The sequence below is a fragment of the Nonomuraea sp. NPDC050202 genome (assembly GCF_040656115.1).
Classification (GTDB): Bacteria; Actinomycetota; Actinomycetes; order Streptosporangiales; family Streptosporangiaceae; genus Nonomuraea.
Map to the genome: position 1 here is coordinate 110,972 of NZ_JBFALF010000012.1, position 17,032 is coordinate 128,003.

At 72.5% G+C, this 17,032-nt stretch carries 14 protein-coding genes; 6 read left to right on the forward strand and 8 right to left on the reverse strand.

Annotated elements, in window-relative coordinates; genetic code table 11:
• Positions 1 to 14 precede the first annotated feature (14 nt).
• Both AB0I79_RS29390 and AB0I79_RS29395 read left to right on the forward strand, forming a co-directional pair.
• Positions 15 to 554, forward strand: coding sequence for a dihydrofolate reductase family protein (locus tag AB0I79_RS29390; RefSeq protein ID WP_357879328.1), 540 nt, complete (start codon positions 15 to 17; stop codon positions 552 to 554).
• 288 nt (positions 555 to 842) lie between these two features.
• The gene (locus AB0I79_RS29395) at positions 843 to 1,802 is read left to right on the forward strand and encodes an arabinan endo-1,5-alpha-L-arabinosidase (RefSeq protein ID WP_357879331.1); all 960 of its coding nucleotides are present in this window, start codon (positions 843 to 845) and stop codon (positions 1,800 to 1,802) included.
• Here the strand turns inward: AB0I79_RS29395 and AB0I79_RS29400 are convergent.
• Entirely contained in the window at positions 1,799 to 2,335 is a 537-nt protein-coding gene (locus AB0I79_RS29400) for a hypothetical protein (RefSeq protein ID WP_357879335.1), read from the reverse strand. The genes AB0I79_RS29395 and AB0I79_RS29400 overlap by 4 nt on opposite strands.
• A 204-nt stretch (positions 2,336 to 2,539) precedes the next feature.
• On the opposite strand from AB0I79_RS29400, the gene AB0I79_RS29405 reads away from it, so the two are divergent.
• From AB0I79_RS29405 to AB0I79_RS29420, 4 genes are read left to right on the forward strand one after another with little or no spacing between them, the layout of a single operon-like run.
• Positions 2,540 to 3,571, forward strand: coding sequence for a LacI family DNA-binding transcriptional regulator (locus AB0I79_RS29405; protein ID WP_357879338.1), 1,032 nt, complete (start codon positions 2,540 to 2,542; stop codon positions 3,569 to 3,571).
• A gap of 8 nt (positions 3,572 to 3,579) precedes the next feature.
• The gene (locus AB0I79_RS29410) at positions 3,580 to 5,571 is read left to right on the forward strand and encodes a beta-galactosidase (protein WP_357879341.1); all 1,992 of its coding nucleotides are present in this window, start codon (positions 3,580 to 3,582) and stop codon (positions 5,569 to 5,571) included.
• Positions 5,568 to 7,847 carry an alpha-xylosidase gene (yicI, locus tag AB0I79_RS29415; RefSeq protein WP_357879344.1) on the forward strand — a complete coding sequence of 760 codons (2,280 nt, stop codon included), beginning with the start codon at positions 5,568 to 5,570 and terminating at the stop codon, positions 7,845 to 7,847. Before AB0I79_RS29410 ends, yicI begins: the two co-directional genes overlap by 4 nt.
• 1 nt (position 7,848) lies before the next feature.
• The gene (locus AB0I79_RS29420) at positions 7,849 to 9,243 is read left to right on the forward strand and encodes a GH1 family beta-glucosidase (RefSeq protein WP_357879347.1); all 1,395 of its coding nucleotides are present in this window, start codon (positions 7,849 to 7,851) and stop codon (positions 9,241 to 9,243) included.
• 9 nt (positions 9,244 to 9,252) lie between these two features.
• Here the strand turns inward: AB0I79_RS29420 and AB0I79_RS29425 are convergent, their stop codons facing one another.
• The 7 genes from AB0I79_RS29425 to AB0I79_RS29455 form a co-directional block, all read right to left on the reverse strand.
• Positions 9,253 to 10,086 (reverse strand): SAM-dependent methyltransferase, encoded by an 834-nt coding sequence (locus AB0I79_RS29425; protein ID WP_357879350.1) that lies wholly within the window; start codon positions 10,084 to 10,086, stop codon positions 9,253 to 9,255.
• 80 nt (positions 10,087 to 10,166) lie between these two features.
• Positions 10,167 to 11,210, reverse strand: coding sequence for a uroporphyrinogen decarboxylase family protein (locus tag AB0I79_RS29430; protein WP_357879353.1), 1,044 nt, complete (start codon positions 11,208 to 11,210; stop codon positions 10,167 to 10,169).
• 105 nt (positions 11,211 to 11,315) lie between these two features.
• On the reverse strand, positions 11,316 to 11,954 hold the full coding sequence (locus AB0I79_RS29435) for a nitroreductase family protein (RefSeq protein WP_357879356.1): 639 nt from the start codon (positions 11,952 to 11,954) through the stop codon (positions 11,316 to 11,318).
• Positions 11,955 to 11,969: 15 nt separating this feature from the next.
• Positions 11,970 to 13,160, reverse strand: a complete 1,191-nt coding sequence (locus AB0I79_RS29440) for a globin domain-containing protein (protein ID WP_357879360.1) — start codon at positions 13,158 to 13,160, stop codon at positions 11,970 to 11,972.
• A 124-nt stretch (positions 13,161 to 13,284) separates the two neighbouring features.
• Positions 13,285 to 13,749, reverse strand: coding sequence for an Rrf2 family transcriptional regulator (locus tag AB0I79_RS29445; protein WP_357879363.1), 465 nt, complete (start codon positions 13,747 to 13,749; stop codon positions 13,285 to 13,287).
• Between the two features lie 35 nt (positions 13,750 to 13,784).
• On the reverse strand, positions 13,785 to 14,888 hold the full coding sequence (locus AB0I79_RS29450; protein WP_357879366.1) for an arabinogalactan endo-1,4-beta-galactosidase: 1,104 nt from the start codon (positions 14,886 to 14,888) through the stop codon (positions 13,785 to 13,787).
• An 8-nt stretch (positions 14,889 to 14,896) separates the two neighbouring features.
• Positions 14,897 to 16,942, reverse strand: coding sequence for a beta-galactosidase (locus AB0I79_RS29455; protein WP_357879368.1), 2,046 nt, complete (start codon positions 16,940 to 16,942; stop codon positions 14,897 to 14,899).
• Between the last annotated feature and the right edge of the window lie 90 nt (positions 16,943 to 17,032).

The following is a 17,032-nucleotide window of genomic DNA, read 5'->3' on the forward strand; positions in this document are numbered from 1 at the left end:
ATCGTCTACAGGTCATGAGCAAACTGCTGTACTCGGTGACCATGTCGGCTGACGGTTTCATCGCGGGGCCCGGCGGCGACATGTCGTGGCTGGCCCCGCACCTCGGCCCGAACCCGCAGGCGGACGACCTCGCCGCCCGGACCGGCGCGCTGCTGGTGGGCAACCGCACCTTCCGCGGCGACGACCCGAACAAGGGCACGGAGAAGGAGGGCGCGTTCGAAGGCGCCTGGCAGGGACCGCACATCGTGCTGACCCACCACGTCCCGGACACGCCGGTGCCCGGCGTCGAGTTCCTCGGCAGCCTGCCCGACGCCGTCGCGGCGGCGAAGGCCGCGGCGGACGGCAAGTACGTCAACGTGCTCGGCGCGAACGTCGCCCGTCAGTGCCTGGAGGCGGGCCTGCTGGACGAGGTGCTCACGATGGTGGCGCCGGTGCTCCTCGGTGACGGCGTGCGCCTCTTCGAGCACCCGGGCGGCACGAACGTCCGGCTCGAACAGATCAGCGTCAGCCACGTGCCGACCGCCACGAACATCTGGTATCGCGTGGTGAGCTGAACCTCCCATGCCGGAGAACCGGCCGGGCCCGAGCGGTCCGGCCGGGAAGGGTGACGCGGCGCAGCCTCCGCGGACGATGATGTTAGCGTTAACACCACGGACGAAAGCGGCCCGAACCTACGAACGCTGACACCCCTTGTCAAGAGGGGGCCACCCGCTCCCGGCGTCACCGCAGCTCGGCAGGCCAGAGGCATGTAAGTTTCACCACCGGGTTGACGGTCGCGGAAAACCGCGCCTACATTGCCTGCGACGCACCGGCGCAGCGTCCGACCCACCCGAGGAGGACTCTTGCGCCGCCTGTCCCGTCTCGTCGTCACCGCCGCGAGCGCGCTGGCGCTCATGGGCGCCGCGTTCGCCTACCCCAACCCCGGCCGGGTCACCGGTGACGTCGTCGTGCACGACCCCACGATGATCCGCACCTCGTCCGGGTACGTCCTGTACTCCACCCACGGCTACCTGGAGGCCCGCACCTCCACCGACCGGATCAACTTCGCCCGGGCCGGCTCGGCCTTCCGCACGCCGCCGTCGTGGTGGCGGACGTACTCCTCCGGCAACGACCCGTGGGCGCCGGACATCTCCCAGCAGGGCGGGAGATACCTGATGTACTACGCGGTCTCCAGCTTCGGCTCCAACAACTCCGCGATCGGCCTGGCCACCAGCTCGACCGGCCAGCCGGGCACGTGGACCGACCAGGGCGTCGTTTACGCCACCACGACCAGCGACGACCACAACGCCATCGACCCGGACCTCCTGGTGGACGCCTCGGGCCGGTGGTGGCTGAGCTTCGGCTCGTACTGGACGGGCATCCGCATGATCCGGCTCGACCCCGCGACCGGCAAGCGGCACTCCTCCGACCGCACGCTCCACCACCTGGCCACCCGCCCCGACGCCCCGCACGCGGTCGAGGCCCCGGACGTCGTCCGGCACGGCGACCACTACTACCTGTTCGCCTCCTACGACCGGTGCTGCGCGGGCCTCGACAGCACGTACAAGATCAAGGTCGGCCGCTCGACCAGCCCCACGGGCCCGTACACCGACCGCTCGGGCCGGTCGATGCTGAGCGGCGGCGGCACGATGGTGCTGGAGACCCACGGCAGCATCGTCGGGCCGGGCGGGCAGAGCGTCATGTCCGACGTGGACGGCGACCTGCTCGTCTACCACTACTACGACGGCAACGCGGGCGGCACGCCCAAGCTGGGGATCAACCTCATCGGCTGGGACTCGGCCGGCTGGCCGTACGTGTACTAGCGAACGTGGCTCCCGGAGGCCTGCCCGGGCACCGTCTGCTCGGGCGGCCACCGCCCCGCCCGCGGGCCTTCCGGGTCCCGTCCGGGCAGGGGAAGGAGCACCACCAGCCATCGCTGCGGGGCGGCGAGCAGCCGTTCGGCCGGGACCGCGGCCTGCGCGCCCGGTCCGGCGAGCGGCGGCCCGTCGTGGGGCGCCGCGCCCGGCAGGCTGGTCGGCCCCCAGCACACGGCGACGGGCAGCGGATCGCCCGGGTGCCGCAGCGCGGCCTCGGCCCGCCACCGCGCCAGGACGGCGCCGGCGAGCGCGGCCCTGGCGCTGTCCACCTGCTCGGGCGGGGTGGCGGCCGTGCGGGGGCCGCGCAGCAGCCAGCGCCACAGCGCCCCGCAGCAGGCCGCCACCCCGGTCAGCCCGGCGACCAAGCCGATCGCGTCGTTCGCGGTGTCGAGGACGCCGAGCCGCGCGAGCAGAACGCAAAGGGCCGCGATCAGCGACACCCCCGTGAGCAGCGCGATGAATCGTCCCGAGCGGCGCACCCTCATCCTCCTTGTAGCGGTTGAGGTACGTACCGTAGTGAAGCCGCTCCGGGACCGTCCCCGCGCGGAGGAGGCTCAGGCCGGAGCGGGATTCTCGCAAGTTTCGGCCGCCCGAATACTGACCATTGACATCCCCATAAACCGGACTTTAGCGTGGTGCGAAACGTTTCGACTCTCATATCGGCCCGCCCACCCCGGAGTCCCATGACCTCGCTACGTGACGTGGCCGAGCGCGCCCAGGTCGCCGTGAGCACCGCGTCCGCCGCGCTCAACGGCACCCGCCCCGTGGCCGCGGCCACCAGGCGGCGGGTCGAGCGGGCCGCCGCCGAGCTCGGGTACCGGCCCAATCTGCTGGCCCGCGGCCTGCAGAGCAAGCGCACCCGCATCCTGGCCCTGCTGTTCCCCGCCCCGCGCAGCGGTTTCGGGCTGACCGAGATGCAGTTCGCCACCGGCGCCGCCGAGGCGGCCAGCGAGCTGGGGTATCACCTGCTGCTGTCCCCCGAGAGCGCCGACCCCATCGAGGAACTGCGCCACCTCACCGGCCTGGGGCTGGTGGACGGGGTGCTGCTGATGGAGGTGGGTCTCGACGACGAGCGGACGGCGTTCCTGGCGGAGTCGGGGGTGCCGTTCGCGATGATCGGGCGGACGCGCGAGCCGGACGGGATCGACCACGCCGACATCGACTTCGCCGCCACCGCCAGGGACGCGGTGGCGCACGTGACCGGGCTGGGGCATCGCAAGCTGGCCTTCTTCAACCTCTCCGAGGACACGCACGCCGCCCAGTACGGGCCCGCGATCCGCGCCGGGGCGGAGTTCGAGCGGGCGGCGCGGGAGGCCGGCATCGCGTACGTGGGAGGCCACCGCCCCGGCTCGGCCGAGGACGGCGGCAAGGCGTTCGAGGACCTGATGGACGCCCACCCGGACGTGACCGCGCTGGCCGTGATGGACGACCACGCGGCCGTCGGCGTGATCGCGGCCGTGGCGCGGCACGGGCGGCGCATCCCGGAGGATCTGACGCTGCTGCTGGTGCTGTCGTCGGCGCGGGTGGCCGGGATGTTCCATCCCCGGCTCACGACGCTGGAGCCGCCCAGCGCCGAGCTGGGGCGGCTGGGCGCCCGCATGCTCATCGGCAGGTTGCAGGAGGAGTCGCAGGGCGGGCCGCAGCGGCGGCTGCTGCCCTGCCGTCTGGTGGTCGGGGACAGCTCCGCGCCACCACGTGAAGGGGGCAGATGGTGAGGCCAGGGATGCACACGCTGACCGAGGGCCGCGGGCTGCTGTTCGGCGGGGACTACAACCCGGAGCAGTGGCCGGAGGAGGTATGGCAGCAGGACGCCGAGCTGATGCGGGCCGCCGGGGTCAACCTGGTCACGGTCGGCGTGTTCAGCTGGGCGCGGCTGGAGCCGGAGCCGGGCAGGCACGACTTCGGCTGGCTGGACCGGGTGCTCGACCTGATGGGCGAGCACGGCATCGCGGTGGATCTGGCGATCCCGACGGCCTCGCCGCCGCCGTGGCTGGGCCACCGCTGGCCGGAGACGCTGCCGGTGGACGAGGGCGGCCACCGGCTCTGGTACGGCTCGCGCAACCAGTTCTGCCCTTCTTCGGGCCCGTATCGGGAGCGCTCCCAGTCGATCACGACCGCGCTGGCCGAGCGGTACGCCGCCCACCCGGCGCTGGCGATGTGGCACGTGGGCAACGAGTACGGCGAGGTCTGCCACTGCGACGTGTCCGCCGAGGCGTTCCGCACCTGGTTGCGCGACCGCTACGGCGACCTGGCCACCCTCAACGAGGCCTGGGGCACCACGTTCTGGAGCCAGGGGTACGGCGACTGGGCCGAGGTGGTGCCGCCGCGCCGCGCCCCGTACATCATCAATCCCACCCAGCGCCTCGACTGGTGGCGCTTCTGCTCGGCCGAGCTGCTCGCCCACTTCCGCGAGCAGCGCGACATCCTGCGCGCCCACACCCCTGACCTCCCCGTCACCACGAACTTCATGGGCTTCTTCAAGCGGGTGGACTACTGGTCGTTCGCCGGGGAGCAGGACGTGGTCTCCAACGACTGCTACCCGGAGCCGGGCAACCCGCTCACCCCCGCCAGGACGGCGCTCACCCACGACCTCATGCGCGGCCTGGCCGGAGGGCGGCCGTGGCTGCTGATGGAGCAGTCGACGAGCGCCGTCAACTGGCGCGAGCACAACCTGCCCAAGCCGCCCGGCCAGTTCCGGCTGGAGTCGCTGCAGGCGGTCGCGCGGGGCGCGGACGGGCTGTGCTACTTCCAGTGGCGGGCCTCCCGGTTCGGCGCCGAGCGCTTCCACGCCGCGATGGTGCCGCACGCGGGCGCGGACACCCGGCTGCACGCCGAGGTCCGCGCGCACGGGCAGGAGCTGCGCCGGCTCGCCGAGGTGGCGGGCGAGCCGGTGCCGGCGCGGGTGGCGATGGTGTTCGGCTGGGAGAGCTGGTGGGCGCTGGAGGACCGCGGCAGGCCGAGTGACCGGCTCAACGCCGTGGACCAGCTCCTGAGCTACTACGTGCCGTTCTTCGAGCGCGGGGTGAGCGTGGACGTGGTGCCGCCGGACGCGGACCTGTCGGCGTACGCGCTGGTCGTGGTGCCGAACCTGTTCCTCGTCGGCGACCGGGACGCCGCGGCGCTGACCGCGTACGTGAACGGCGGCGGCGTGCTGGTGGTCGGCCCGTTCTCCGGCGTCGTGGACCCGAACTCGCACGTCAGGACCGGGCGTTTCCCCGTGCCGCTGCGTGAGGTGCTGGGTGCCTCCGGCGAGGAGTGGCTGCCCGCGTCCGGCCCGGTGGCCTGCCGGTGGCACGGCGGGGCGGGTTTCGAGGCGGAGAGCTGGACCGAGCTGCTGCGGTCCGACGGCGCCGAGGTGGTGGCCGAGTTCACCGACGGCGACCTGGCCGGGCGGCCGGCGATCCTGCGGCACCGCTCCGGGCAGGGCGTCGCCTGGTACGTGGGCACGATGCCCGAGCCCGCCGCGCTGGCCGCGCTGGCCGGGCGGGCGCTGGCCGACGCGGGCGTGCGCGGCGTGCTGGCCGATCCGCCGCCGGGCGTCGAGGCGGTGCGCCGGGGCGAGGTGCTGTTCCTGCTCAACCACGGCGGCACCACGGTACGCGTGCCGATCCCCGAACCCGGTGTGGACCTGCTGACCGGCTCCCCCGCCGAAGATCATGTCACGCTGGCGCCCCGCGCCGTCGCCGCCCTGCGCCCGGAGGTCGTCTCGGCATGAAGTTCAAGGACGGCTACTGGCGCATGCGTCCCGGCGTGCGCGGCGACTACGCCACCGCCGCCTACGACGTGACCGCGCGGGACGGCTCGCTGCGGATCCTCGCCCCGACGCGGGAGATCACCCGCCGTGGCAACACCATCGACGGGCCGGTCCTGCGGGTGGACCTGTCGTCGCCGATGCCGGACGTGATCCGCGTCCGCACGGTGCACTTCGCCGGGTCCGTGCCGGACTCCCCCGCCTTCGCCGTACGGGACGACCGGCCCGAGGTGAAGATCGCCGTGGACGCCGAGGAGGCCGCCCTGACCAGCGGCGACCTGACCGTCCGGGTCCGCAGGGACGCGCCCTGGGAGATGACGTTCAGCGCGGGCGGGCGGGAGCTGACCCGCAGCTCCGGCAAGAGCCTGGGCGTCATGCGCGACCCCGCCGACCGGCGCTTCATGATCGAGCAGCTCCGCCTGAGCGCCGGCGAGCTCGTGTACGGCCTCGGCGAGCGCTTCGGCCCCCTCGTCCGCAACGGCCAGTCCGTCGACATCTGGAACGAGGACGGCGGCACCAGCAGCGAGATCGCCTACAAGAACGTGCCCTTCTACCTCACCAACCGGGGTTACGGGGTGTTCGTCAACCATCCTGGCCGGGTGTCGTTCGAGGTCGGCTCGGAGACGGTGTCGCGGGTGCAGTTCAGCACCGAGGGCCACGACCTGGAGTACCTGATCATCCACGGGCCGACGCCGGCCGACATCCTGCGCCGCTACACGGCGCTGACCGGCCGTCCGGCGCTGCCGCCCGCCTGGTCGTTCGGGCTGTGGCTGTCCACCTCGTTCACCACGGACTACGACGAGGCCACGGTGACGTCGTTCGTGGACGGGATGGCCGAGCGGGACCTGCCGCTGAGCGTGTTCCACTTCGACTGCTTCTGGATGCGGCAGTTCCGGTGGTGCGACTTCGAGTGGGACCCGGAGGTGTTCCCCGATCCGGAGGGCATGCTGCGGCGGCTCAAGGAGCGGGGGCTGCGGGTGTGCCTGTGGATCAACCCGTACATCGGGCAGGCGTCCGCGCTGTTCGACGAGGGGGCGGCGGCCGGGCACCTGCTGCGCCGGCCGGACGGCACGGTCTGGCAGGATGATCACTGGCAGGCCGGGCGGGCGCTGGTGGACTTCACCTCCCCCGCCGCCCGCGAGTGGTACGCGGGCAAGCTGCGCGGGCTGCTCGACATGGGGGTGGACGCGTTCAAGACCGACTTCGGCGAGCGCATCCCCACCGACGTGGTCTACGCCGACGGCTCCGACCCGGAGCGGATGCACAACTACTACAGCCTGATCTACAACCAGACCGTCCACGACGTGCTGGCCGAGCGGCGCGGGCCGGGCGAGGCGGTGCTGTTCGCGCGCTCGGCCACGGTCGGCGGGCAGCGGCTGCCGGTGCACTGGGGCGGCGACTGCGAGTCGACGTTCGAGGCCATGGCCGAGTCGCTGCGCGGCGGGCTGTCGCTGGGGCTGGGCGGGTTCGGGTTCTGGAGCCACGACATCGGCGGCTTCGAGGGCCGGCCCGATCCGGCCGTGTTCAAGCGGTGGGTGGCGTTCGGGCTGCTGTCGTCGCACAGCCGGTTGCACGGGAGCGGGTCGTACCGGGTGCCGTGGCTGTTCGACGACGAGTCCGTGGACGTGCTGCGCGCGTTCACGCGGCTCAAGGCGCGGCTGATGCCCTACCTGTACGGCGCCGCCGTGCAGGCCGCGACCGAGGGCCTGCCGATGATGCGGGCCATGCAGCTGGAGTTCCCCGGTGATCGGGCCTGCGACTACCTGGACGCCCAGTACATGCTGGGCCCCGACCTGCTGGTGGCCCCCGTGCTGTCAGCGGATGGGGAAATTTCGTACTACGTCCCTGAGGGGGTGTGGACGCGGCTGCTCGACGGCGAGACCGTCACGGGGCCCGGCTGGCGTACCGAGCGGCACGGCTTCGACAGCCTGCCGCTGCTGGTGCGGCCGGGCACGGTGATCGCGACCGGCGCCCGCGACGACCGGCCCGACTACGACTACGCCGACGGCGTCACCCTCGACGCCTACCGGCTCGAGGACGGCGCCACCCGCACCGTCACCGTCCCAGCGCCCGACGGCGGCCCCGCGGCCGTCTTCGAGGTGTCCCGCCGGGGCGACCGGCTGCGCGCCCGCCGGACCAGCGGCGCACCGGCCCCCTGGAACCTCCGACATGCCGGGGCGCACGCCGCCGCGGCCCCCGAGATCGACCACATCGAGATCACGCTCAGCGTCAAGGAGTGACATGCCTGCCTTCCCCGAGAACTTCCTGTGGGGCACCGCCACCGCCGCCTACCAGGTCGAGGGAGCCTGGAACGAGGACGGCCGCGGCCCATCGATCTGGGACACCTTCTCCCACACGCCCGGACTGGTGGCGGGCGGCGACACCGGTGACGTCGCCTGCGACCACTACCACCGCCTGGAGGAGGACCTCGACATCCTGGCCGAGCTGGGCGTCGGCGCGTACCGCTTCTCCATCTCCTGGCCGCGCGTGCAGCCGGGCGGGCGCGGCGCGCTCAACCGGCCGGGCGCGGACTTCTACAACCGGCTGGTGGACGGGCTGCTGGCCAGGGACATCGCCCCGGTGGCCACGCTGTACCACTGGGACCTGCCGCAGGAGCTGGAGGACGCGGGCGGCTGGCCGGAGCGCGAGACCGCGCTGCGCTTCGCCGACTACGCCCGGCTCATGGGCGAGACGCTCGGCGACCGCGTGCGCACCTGGATCACGCTGAACGAGCCGTGGTGCTCGGCCTACCTGGGCTACGCCTCCGGCGTGCACGCCCCGGCCCGCACCGACCCCGCCGCCGCGCTGGCCGCCGTGCACCACCTGAACCTGGGCCACGGCCTGGCCGTGCAGGCGCTGCGCTCGACCGCCGCCAGGGACGCGCAGATGTCGGTCACGCTCAACCTGCACCACGTGCGCGGCGTGTCCGAGCGTGACGCGGACGCGGTGCGGCGCGCGGACGCGCTGTCCAACCGGGCCTTCCTCGGCCCGATGCTGGAGGCCGCCTACCCGCAGGACCTGATCGCCGACACGGCGTCGGTGACCGACTGGTCGTTCGTGCGCGACGGCGACGAGGCCACCGCCTGCCAGCCGCTGGACGTGCTCGGCGTCAACTACTACAACCCGACCCTGGTGCGCCAGTGGGACGGCGACAGTGCCAAGGAGACCGCCGACGGGCACCAGGACGGGGCCGCCTCGCCCTGGATCGCCTGCGAGGACATCGAGTTCGTCAAGCAGCCGGGACCGTACACGGAGATGGGCTGGAACATCGACGAGACCGGCCTGACCGAGCTGCTGCTGCGCCTGCACCGCGACTACCCCGGCATGCCGACGATGATCACGGAGAACGGCGCAGCGTTCCCCGACCAGGTCTCCGCCGACGGGCTCGTGCACGACGCCGACCGCGTCGACTACCTGCACCGCCACCTGACCGCCGTCAGCGAGGCCATCGCGGGCGGCGCGGACGTGCGCGGCTACTTCGTGTGGTCGCTGATGGACAACTTCGAGTGGGCGCACGGCTACGCCAAGCGGTTCGGCATCGTCCGCGTGGACCGCGAGACGATGCGGCGCACCTGGAAGGACAGCGCCCACTGGTACCGCGAGGTGGTCGCCACCGGCAAGCTGCCGGTGGCCTGACAGGCTGGTCTACGGCTTGCGCGCCACGCCGCCGACGAAGGTGTGGTACGTGATGCCGGGCGCGGCCTGGTGGTCCCCGGTCTCCGGACGCCACTCCGGGAGCGGCACCAGGCCGGGCTCCAGCAGCTCGAGCCCGTCGAAGAAGGCGAGGATCTCCTCGCGGGTGCGCCACCGGCCGGTGCCGAGGTGCTCGTTGAAGAGCTTCTCCGCGGTGAAGGCCTGCTGCGACACCTCGGGGTGGGCCTCCATCGGGTTGTGGAAGTGCGAGATCACCACGTGGCTGCCCGGGGGCAGCGGGCGCAGGAGCCTGGCCGCGACGCCGGCCGGGTCCTCCTCGTCCTTCAGGTGGTGCAGGATGGCGAACAGCAGCAGCCCGACCGGCTCGCCGAAGTCGATGAGGGCGCGGGTGCGCGGGTCGTCGAGGATCTTCTCGGGCTCGCGGAGGTCGGCGTCGAGGATCGTGGTGGTCTCGTCCACGGCCAGCAGGGCCCGGCCGTGGGCGAGCACGATGGGGTCGTGGTCGACGTACACGACGTGCGCGCCGGGGATGACGGCCTGGGCGACCTCGTGCACGTTGCCCTGCGTGGGCAGGCCGGAGCCGACGTCCAGGAACTGCCGGATGCCCGCCTCGGCGGCCAGGTACCGCACCGTGCGGCGCAGGAACTCCCGGTTGGCCTGGGCGGCCTCGGGGGCGTCCGGGGCGATCCGCAACGCCGCCTGCGCCACGTGGCGGTCGATCTCGTAGTTGTCCTTGCCGCCGAGCATGTAGTCGTAGACGCGGGCGACGCTCGGCTTGGTGGTGTCTATCCCGCTGGGCGCGCTCTCCTGCTCGCTTCCTGGCACTCCGGGCTCCTCTGGGATCAGGGGTCAGCGCGATGATCCTAAGGCGGGGCGTCCGGTCCGGGCGGGATATTCATGAGGAATTATCGTGATCCGCCCAGTTCCTCCCGCAGCAGGCGCGCTGCGCCCGCCATGGCCCGCATCTTGCCCTCCGCCGACGGCCTGGGCAGGTACTTCATCCCGCAGTCCGTGGCGATGACGATCCGCTCGGGCGGCACCCGCTCGAACGCCCTGCGTACCCGCCCCGCCACCACCTCGGCGGTCTCCACCTCCGGCGTGGACAGGTCGATCACGCCGAGCACGACCGTCTTGTCCTTCAGGTCGGACAGCACCCCGAGGTCCAGCCCCGACTGCGCGGTCTCGATCGACACCTGCCGCACCGGGCACCCGGCCAGCTCCGGCAGGAACGAGTACGCCTCCGGCCGCTCGTGGATGATCGCCGCGTACCCGAAGCAGAGGTGCACCGCCGTCATGCCGGTGATCCCGTCGAGGGCGGCGTTCAGCGCGGCCAGCCCGTACGCGCGCGCCGCGTCCGGCCTGGCCTGCATGTACGGCTCGTCGAGCTGCACGATGTCCGCCCCGGCGGCGAACAGGTCGCGGACCTCGGCGTTGACGGCCGCCGCGTAGTCCATGGCAGCGGCCTCGGCGTCGGGGTAGTGCTCGTTCTGCGCCTGCTGGCTCATCGTGAACGGCCCCGGCACCGTCACCTTCACCACGCGGCGGGTGTGCGCGCGCAGGAACAGCAGGTCGTCCACCTCGACCGGGCGGGTCCGGCGGATGGGCCCGACGATGCGCGGCACCGGGTTGGGGTGGCCGCTGCGGTCCAGCGCGGTGCCCGGGTTGTCCAGGTCGATGCCCTCCAGGGCGGTCGCGAAGTGGTTGGAGTAACTCTCGCGGCGGATCTCGCCGTCGGTGACGATGTCCAGCCCGGCCCGCTCCTGCGCCCTGATCGCCAGCTCCGTGGCGTCGTCCTGGGCCTGGCCGAGCAGCTCCGGCGGGATCCGCCACAGCTCCCGGGCCCGTACGCGCGGCGGGAACCGCCCGGCCAGCCTGGCGCGGTCGATCAGCCAGTCCGGCTGGGCGTAGCTCCCGACCAGCGACGTCGGCAGCAGCGGCAAGGAGATCACGGGGTCCTCCCTCACGTCGGTCGTGACCTCCACTGTGGGCGCATCCCGCGGGCGTTACCAGCGATCGAGCATTACCGGCGATCCGGCGTTACCAGTGATCGGGCGTTACCAGTGATCGACGTGCAGCACCTCGTCCAGCGGCTGGCGCCTGGCCGGGCGGAAGGTCTCACCGGTGAAGTACGCGGTGGGCAGCAGCACGCCCTGCCGGACGTTCGCCGGCAACCCGAGCAGCTCGGCCACCTCGCTCTCGTAGGCCAGGTGCAGCGTCGTCCACGCCGTGCCCAGCCCCCTGGCGCGGGCGGCCAGCATGAAGCTCCACGCGGCCGGCAGCAGCGAGCCCCACAGCCCGGCCTGGTTGCCCTCGGGCAGCCCGCCGGGCACGGTCGTGCAGCCGATCACGTGCACCGGCACCTCGCCCAGGTGCTCGGCCAGGTACGCGGCGCTGTCGGAGACCCGCTCCTGGGCCGCCGCGCGCACCGGGTCGTCCTTGAACAGCGACCTGGCCGAGGAGCCGGAGCCGTAGTACGCGTTCCACGAGCGCGCGTAGTACTCGCCGATCGCCTTGCGCTTGCCGGGATCGGTGACCACGACCCAGTGCCAGAGCTGCGCGTTGCCGCCGGTGGGCGCCTGGAGGGCGATCTCCAGGCACTCCCGGACCAGCTCCATCGGGACAGGACGGGTGAGGTCGAGTCGCTTGCGTACGCTGCGGGTGGTGGTGAGCAGCTCGTCCGATGAGATCGTCATGCGGCCATCATTCCCTCAGGCGGCACCCAGCCACAGGTCCGGGCCGAACACCTCGTAGTGGATGTCGCGCGGGGCGACCCCGGCCTCGATGAGCTGGGCGCGGGCCGAGCGCATGAACGGCAGGGACCCGCACATGTAGACGACCGCGCCCGGGGGGATCTCGATCCCGTCCAGGTTCAGCCACCCGGCACGGGCGCCGCCGGCGGCGCCGTTCTCGTACCAGAAGACGCGCTCGCCGGCGGGCAGCTCGCCGGTCAGGCGCTCCATGTCCGCGCGCAGCGCGTGGTGGTCGGCGGAGCGGTCGGCGTGCAGGACCAGCACCGGGCGCGGGTCGCCGGCGTCGGCGAGGTGCTGCAGCATCGCGGCGATCGGGGTGCAGCCGATGCCGGCCGAGACCAGCACGAGCGGCTCGTCGCCGTCCTTCAGCGCGATGTCGCCGAACGGGGCCGACAGGGTCAGCTCGTCGCCCTCCTTGACGGTGGCGTGCAGCAGGCTGGAAACCTCGCCCTCGGGCACCCCGTCGCGGCGCTCCCGCTTGACCGTGATGCGGCGCCGGCCGTCCGCGTCGTGCCCGGACAGCGAGTACTGGCGGAGCTGGCGTACGCCGTCGGGCATGGTCACCCTGACGCTGACGTACTGGCCGGGCCTGGCGGCGGGCACCGGCTGGTCGCCGACAGGGCTCAGCACCAGCGACATCACCTCCGCCGTCTCCTCGCGCCGCTCGTCCACCCGCCAGGCCCGCCAGGTCCTGCCGTCGCGCGCGCCCGCCTCGGCGTAGATGCGGGCCTCCATGGCGATCAGCGCGCCGGCCATCAGCCAGTACACCTCGTCCCAGGCCGCCGCGACCTCGGGCGTGACGGCCTCGCCGAGCACGTCGGCGATGGCGGCGAACAGGTACTTGTGCACGATGACGTACTGGTCGTCGGTCACGCCCACGGCGGCGTGCTTGTGCGCGATGCGCGCCAGCAGCGCGTCGGGGCGCTCGCCGGGGTTGTCCAGCAGCGCGACCGCGAAGGCCGCGACGGCGCCCGCCAGCGCCTTGCGCTGCTCGCCGCTGCGCTGGTTGCCGCGGTTGAACAGCCCGTCGAGCAGCTCGGGGTGGTCGGCGAACATGGTGTCGTAGAACCGCGCGGTGATCGTCTCCAGCTCGGCCCCGACGGCGGGGAGGGTGGCGCGGACGAGCTCGGCGGCCTTGGCGGACAGCATGAAAGAACCTCCAGACAGGGGAAAGGTGTCTGGGATCCATCCGGTGGGGACGGCGTCGCGGACGTGCTCCGCGCGCGGCGGGCGGTGTGGATCTCCCCAGACACTTTAAATAAGCATCTGAGATTCATATTATGTTCCCCGGCTGCCGGTCCTCGGATCGGGGTGTCAGCGACAGCAGGACGGGCCCGGTCGGCGCGTCCACCAGCGAGGCGACCGTGACCCCGTCGAGCGAGGCGAAGAACGCCTCCTGCGCCTGGCGCAGCGCCGAGCGCAGCCGGCAGGCCGCCCGCAGCGGGCACGGCGGGTCGTCCTCGCAGCCCACGACGTCGCCGGCGCCCTCGAGCGCGCGCACGAGGGCGCCGACGGTCGTGGCCCTGCCCGCCTCGGTGAGCTGCATCCCGCCGCCCCGCCCGCGCCTGGCCTCCACCACCCCCAGCTCGCTCAGCCGGGCGACGGCCTTGGCCGCGTGGGTGTAGGGGACGGCCAGCATGCCGGCCGCGGCGCGGGTGGTGAGCAGGTCGTCCGGCTGCGCCACGGCCAGGCGCATGACGATGCGCAGCGCGATGTCGGTGAAGGCGGTCAGCCGCATACCTTTACGGTAGGGGCTGGCCGCGGGTCATCAGGTCAGAGGCGGCCGAGCACGGACATCGCGGGCAGCGCCCGGTCGTTGTAGTCGAACAGGGCCTGGTTCTCCCAGCCGTTGCCCGAGGCCGGGTCGGCCGGGTCCCAGCCGTTGCCCCGCACGCCGGTCCAGGTGGCCTCCCAGGTGAACAGGCCGAGGCCCAGGCCGTTCGGCACGGCGCGGACGATGTCGGCCACCCGGGTCAGCATCGCCGACTGCCCCTGCGGGGTCGCCCGGTAGCCCGGGTACGGCTCGGCGGAGGTGATGATGTTCTCCCAGCCGTCGTCGTCGGCCGTGGTGAACGGGTACGCGGTCTCCACCACGACCACGGGCTTGCCGTACCGGGTGGCCACGTCGTTGAGGTTGGCCTGGAAGGCCTCCGGCGTGCCGTGCCAGTAGGAGTAGTACGACAGGCCGATCACGTCGTAGCGGATGCCGTGGGCGCCCGCGTTGTCGAACCACCACCGGTACAGGCCGTTGTCGCCGCCGTTGGCCAGATGCAGCACGACCCTGGTCGAGCCGGAGACCGCCTTGACGGCGTCGTGGCCGGCGTTCAGCAGCGCCGCCGTGCTCGCCCAGTTCGCGTTGGAGCCGTCCGGCCAGAGCAGGCCGCCGTTGATCTCGTTGCCGACCTGCACCATGTCGGCCGTCGTGCCCTGGTCGCGCAGCGCGTCCAGCACGTCGTAGGTGTGGTCGTACACGGCCTGCCGCAACTGCTCGAACGGCAGCGCCTCCCACGCGGCGGGCTTGTACTGCTTGCCCGGGTCGGCCCAGGTGTCGGAGTAGTGGAAGTCGACGAGCAGGCCCATGCCGAGCGCCTTGACCCGCTTGGCCACGGCGAGCACCCGCGCCTTGGTGTTGTAGCCGTCGGCCGGGTTCACCCAGACCTTGAGCCTGATGTAGTTGAGCCCGGCCTGCGACAGGATGGCCAGCGCGTCGCCCCTGCGCCCGCGGGCGTCGCGGTAGACGCCGCCGAACGCCTCCGACTTGGCCAGGCTGGACACGTCCGCGCCCCTGATCTGCAGGCGGCCCGGCCCGGCCTGGGCGTGCGCCGGGGCGGCCAGGGCCGTGAGTAACAGCAGCGCGGTGAGGAGGATGCGTTTCATCGGCTCTCCTAGGGTTGGGGGGTTTCCGCGACTGGTCCTGCGGCTGGTTCCGCGACTGGTTCCGCGGCTGGTTCCGCGACTGGTTCCGCGATGACCGTGACCGCGCCGGCCGGGACGGTGACCGGTCCGTCGTGCCGCACGCCGTCGAACACGCTCACGCCGCTCACCCCCTCGACCGTCACCGGCCGGTCGCCGTGGTTGATCAGGAAGACGTGGCCGCCCCTGCGCACCAGCTCCAGGCTGTCGGGCAGGCCGTGCGGGCGGGACACGCCCGCATGGTCGAGCACCTGCGCGAGCAGCTCGCGCAGGCCGGTGACGGGGGCGGTGGCCAGGTACCAGGCGGTGCCGGCGCCTAGGTCGTGGCGGGTGACGGCGGGGTGGCCGGCGTCCGGCCCCCCGGCGAAGCCCCGGACCGTCACGGCGCCCGCCGGGCGGACCCGCTCCGACCAGACGCGCGCGACCTCACCGCCGGTCAGCGTCACCGTCTCGTGCTCGCGCAGGGGGTGGAACTCCTCGATCGACAGGCCGAGCAGTTCGCGCAGCGCGCCGGGGTGGGCTCCCGGATGGATGGTGTCGTGCTCGTCCACGATGCCGGAGAAGTACGACACGAGCAGGTGACCGCCCGCCTCGACGTAGCGGTGCAGGTTCTTGGCGGACGCCTCGGTCAGCAGGTACGAACTGGGCGCCACCACCACCCGATATCCCGAAATATCAGAAGAAGGGTGGACGAAGTCCACCGTGACGTGCTCCCGCCACAACGCCTCGTAGAAGGCGTCCACCCGCTCCCTGAACGTCAGGTCCACCGACGGCCGCCAGTCCAGCTCCAGCGCCCAGTACGACTCCCAGTCCCACACGACCGCCACCTCGGCCCGCACCCGGCCGCCCCGGACGCCGGCGAGCTTGCGCAGGTCGGCGCCGAGCCGCACCACCTCGCGCCACTGCTCGGAGTCCGTCCCGGCGTGCGGCACCATCCCGGAGTGGAACTTCTCGGCCCCGAACCGCGAGGCCCTGAACTGGAAGAACAGCACGCTGTCGGAGCCGCGGGCGACGTGCGCGAGGCTGTTGCGGCGCATCTCGCCAGGGCGCTTGGCGAGGTTGCGCGGCTGCCAGTTGACCGCGCCCGCCGAGTGCTCCATGAGCATCCACGGCTCGCCGCCCGCCACCGACCGCGCCAGGTCGGCGGACATGGCCAGGTCGATGTGGTTGTCGGGCCGCTCGGCCTGGAGGTAGTGGTCGTTGGCGATCACGTCCAGCTCGCGGGCCCACTGCCACAGGTCGGTGGACTTGCAGTTGACGGTGCCGGCGAAGTTCGTGGTCACCGGGATGCCGGGGGTCAGCTCGCGCAGGATGTCGCGCTGCAGCGCGTAGTGCTCGCGGTGCTGGCCGTCGCTGAAGCGGGCGTAGTCGAGGCGCTGGGCCGGGTTGACGGCCGTGTGGTTGGCGCGGGGGGCGTCGATCTCGGACCAGTCGGTGTAGGTCTGGCCCCAGAACGTGGTGCCCCAGGCGTCGTTCAGCGCGGAGATCTCGCGATAGGTCCGGCGCAGCCACGCGCGCCAGGCGGCCACGCTGTGCTCGCAGTAGCACTCGCCGAGCGGCGCGCCGTACTCGTTGTGGACATGCCACATGACCACGGCCGGATGGCCGCGGTAGTGCTCGCCCAGCGCCCGCACCAGCCGCGCGGTCGCCTCGCGGAAGGCCGGGGCGCTGGAGCAGGCGCTCTGCCTGCCGCCGAACCCGATCCGCACGCCCTCCCTGGTCACCGGCAGCACGTCGGGATGCCGGGCCACGAACCAGGCCGGCGGGGCGGCGGTCGGCGTGGCCAGGTCGACCGCGACGCCGCCCGCGTGCAGCCGGTCGATGATCTCGTCCAGCCAGCCGAACTCGAAACGCCCCTGCGCGGGCTCCAGCAGCGCCCACGAGAACAGGCCCAGGCTGACCAGGTTCACCCCGGCCTCGCGCATGAGGGCCACGTCCTCTTCGAGGACCTCGCGCGGCCACTGCTCCGGGTTGTAGTCGCCGCCATAGGCGATCCCGGCCGGACGCTCCGGATACATCCATCCCCCTTGAAAGCTTCTGTGAACGTGCACAGTAGGACGCTCGACGGCGAGAAGGGAACACCTTTCACCAAATTTCATGCTCTTGCA

What these genes read in the sequence shown, in the direction of transcription:
- yicI (WP_357879344.1), top strand. Translation starts at nt 5,568, where the DNA reads ATGAAGTTCAAGGACGGCTACTGGCGCATGCGTCCCGGCGTGCGCGGC.
- AB0I79_RS29420 (WP_357879347.1), top strand. Translation starts at nt 7,849, where the DNA reads ATGCCTGCCTTCCCCGAGAACTTCCTGTGGGGCACCGCCACCGCCGCC.
- AB0I79_RS29445 (WP_357879363.1), bottom strand. Translation starts at nt 13,749, where the DNA reads ATGCGGCTGACCGCCTTCACCGACATCGCGCTGCGCATCGTCATGCGC.
- AB0I79_RS29455 (WP_357879368.1), bottom strand. Translation starts at nt 16,942, where the DNA reads ATGTATCCGGAGCGTCCGGCCGGGATCGCCTATGGCGGCGACTACAAC.
- AB0I79_RS29450 (WP_357879366.1), bottom strand. Translation starts at nt 14,888, where the DNA reads ATGAAACGCATCCTCCTCACCGCGCTGCTGTTACTCACGGCCCTGGCC.
- AB0I79_RS29405 (WP_357879338.1), top strand. Translation starts at nt 2,540, where the DNA reads ATGACCTCGCTACGTGACGTGGCCGAGCGCGCCCAGGTCGCCGTGAGC.
- AB0I79_RS29410 (WP_357879341.1), top strand. Translation starts at nt 3,580, where the DNA reads ATGCACACGCTGACCGAGGGCCGCGGGCTGCTGTTCGGCGGGGACTAC.
- AB0I79_RS29390 (WP_357879328.1), top strand. Translation starts at nt 15, where the DNA reads ATGAGCAAACTGCTGTACTCGGTGACCATGTCGGCTGACGGTTTCATC.
- AB0I79_RS29435 (WP_357879356.1), bottom strand. Translation starts at nt 11,954, where the DNA reads ATGACGATCTCATCGGACGAGCTGCTCACCACCACCCGCAGCGTACGC.
- AB0I79_RS29440 (WP_357879360.1), bottom strand. Translation starts at nt 13,160, where the DNA reads ATGCTGTCCGCCAAGGCCGCCGAGCTCGTCCGCGCCACCCTCCCCGCC.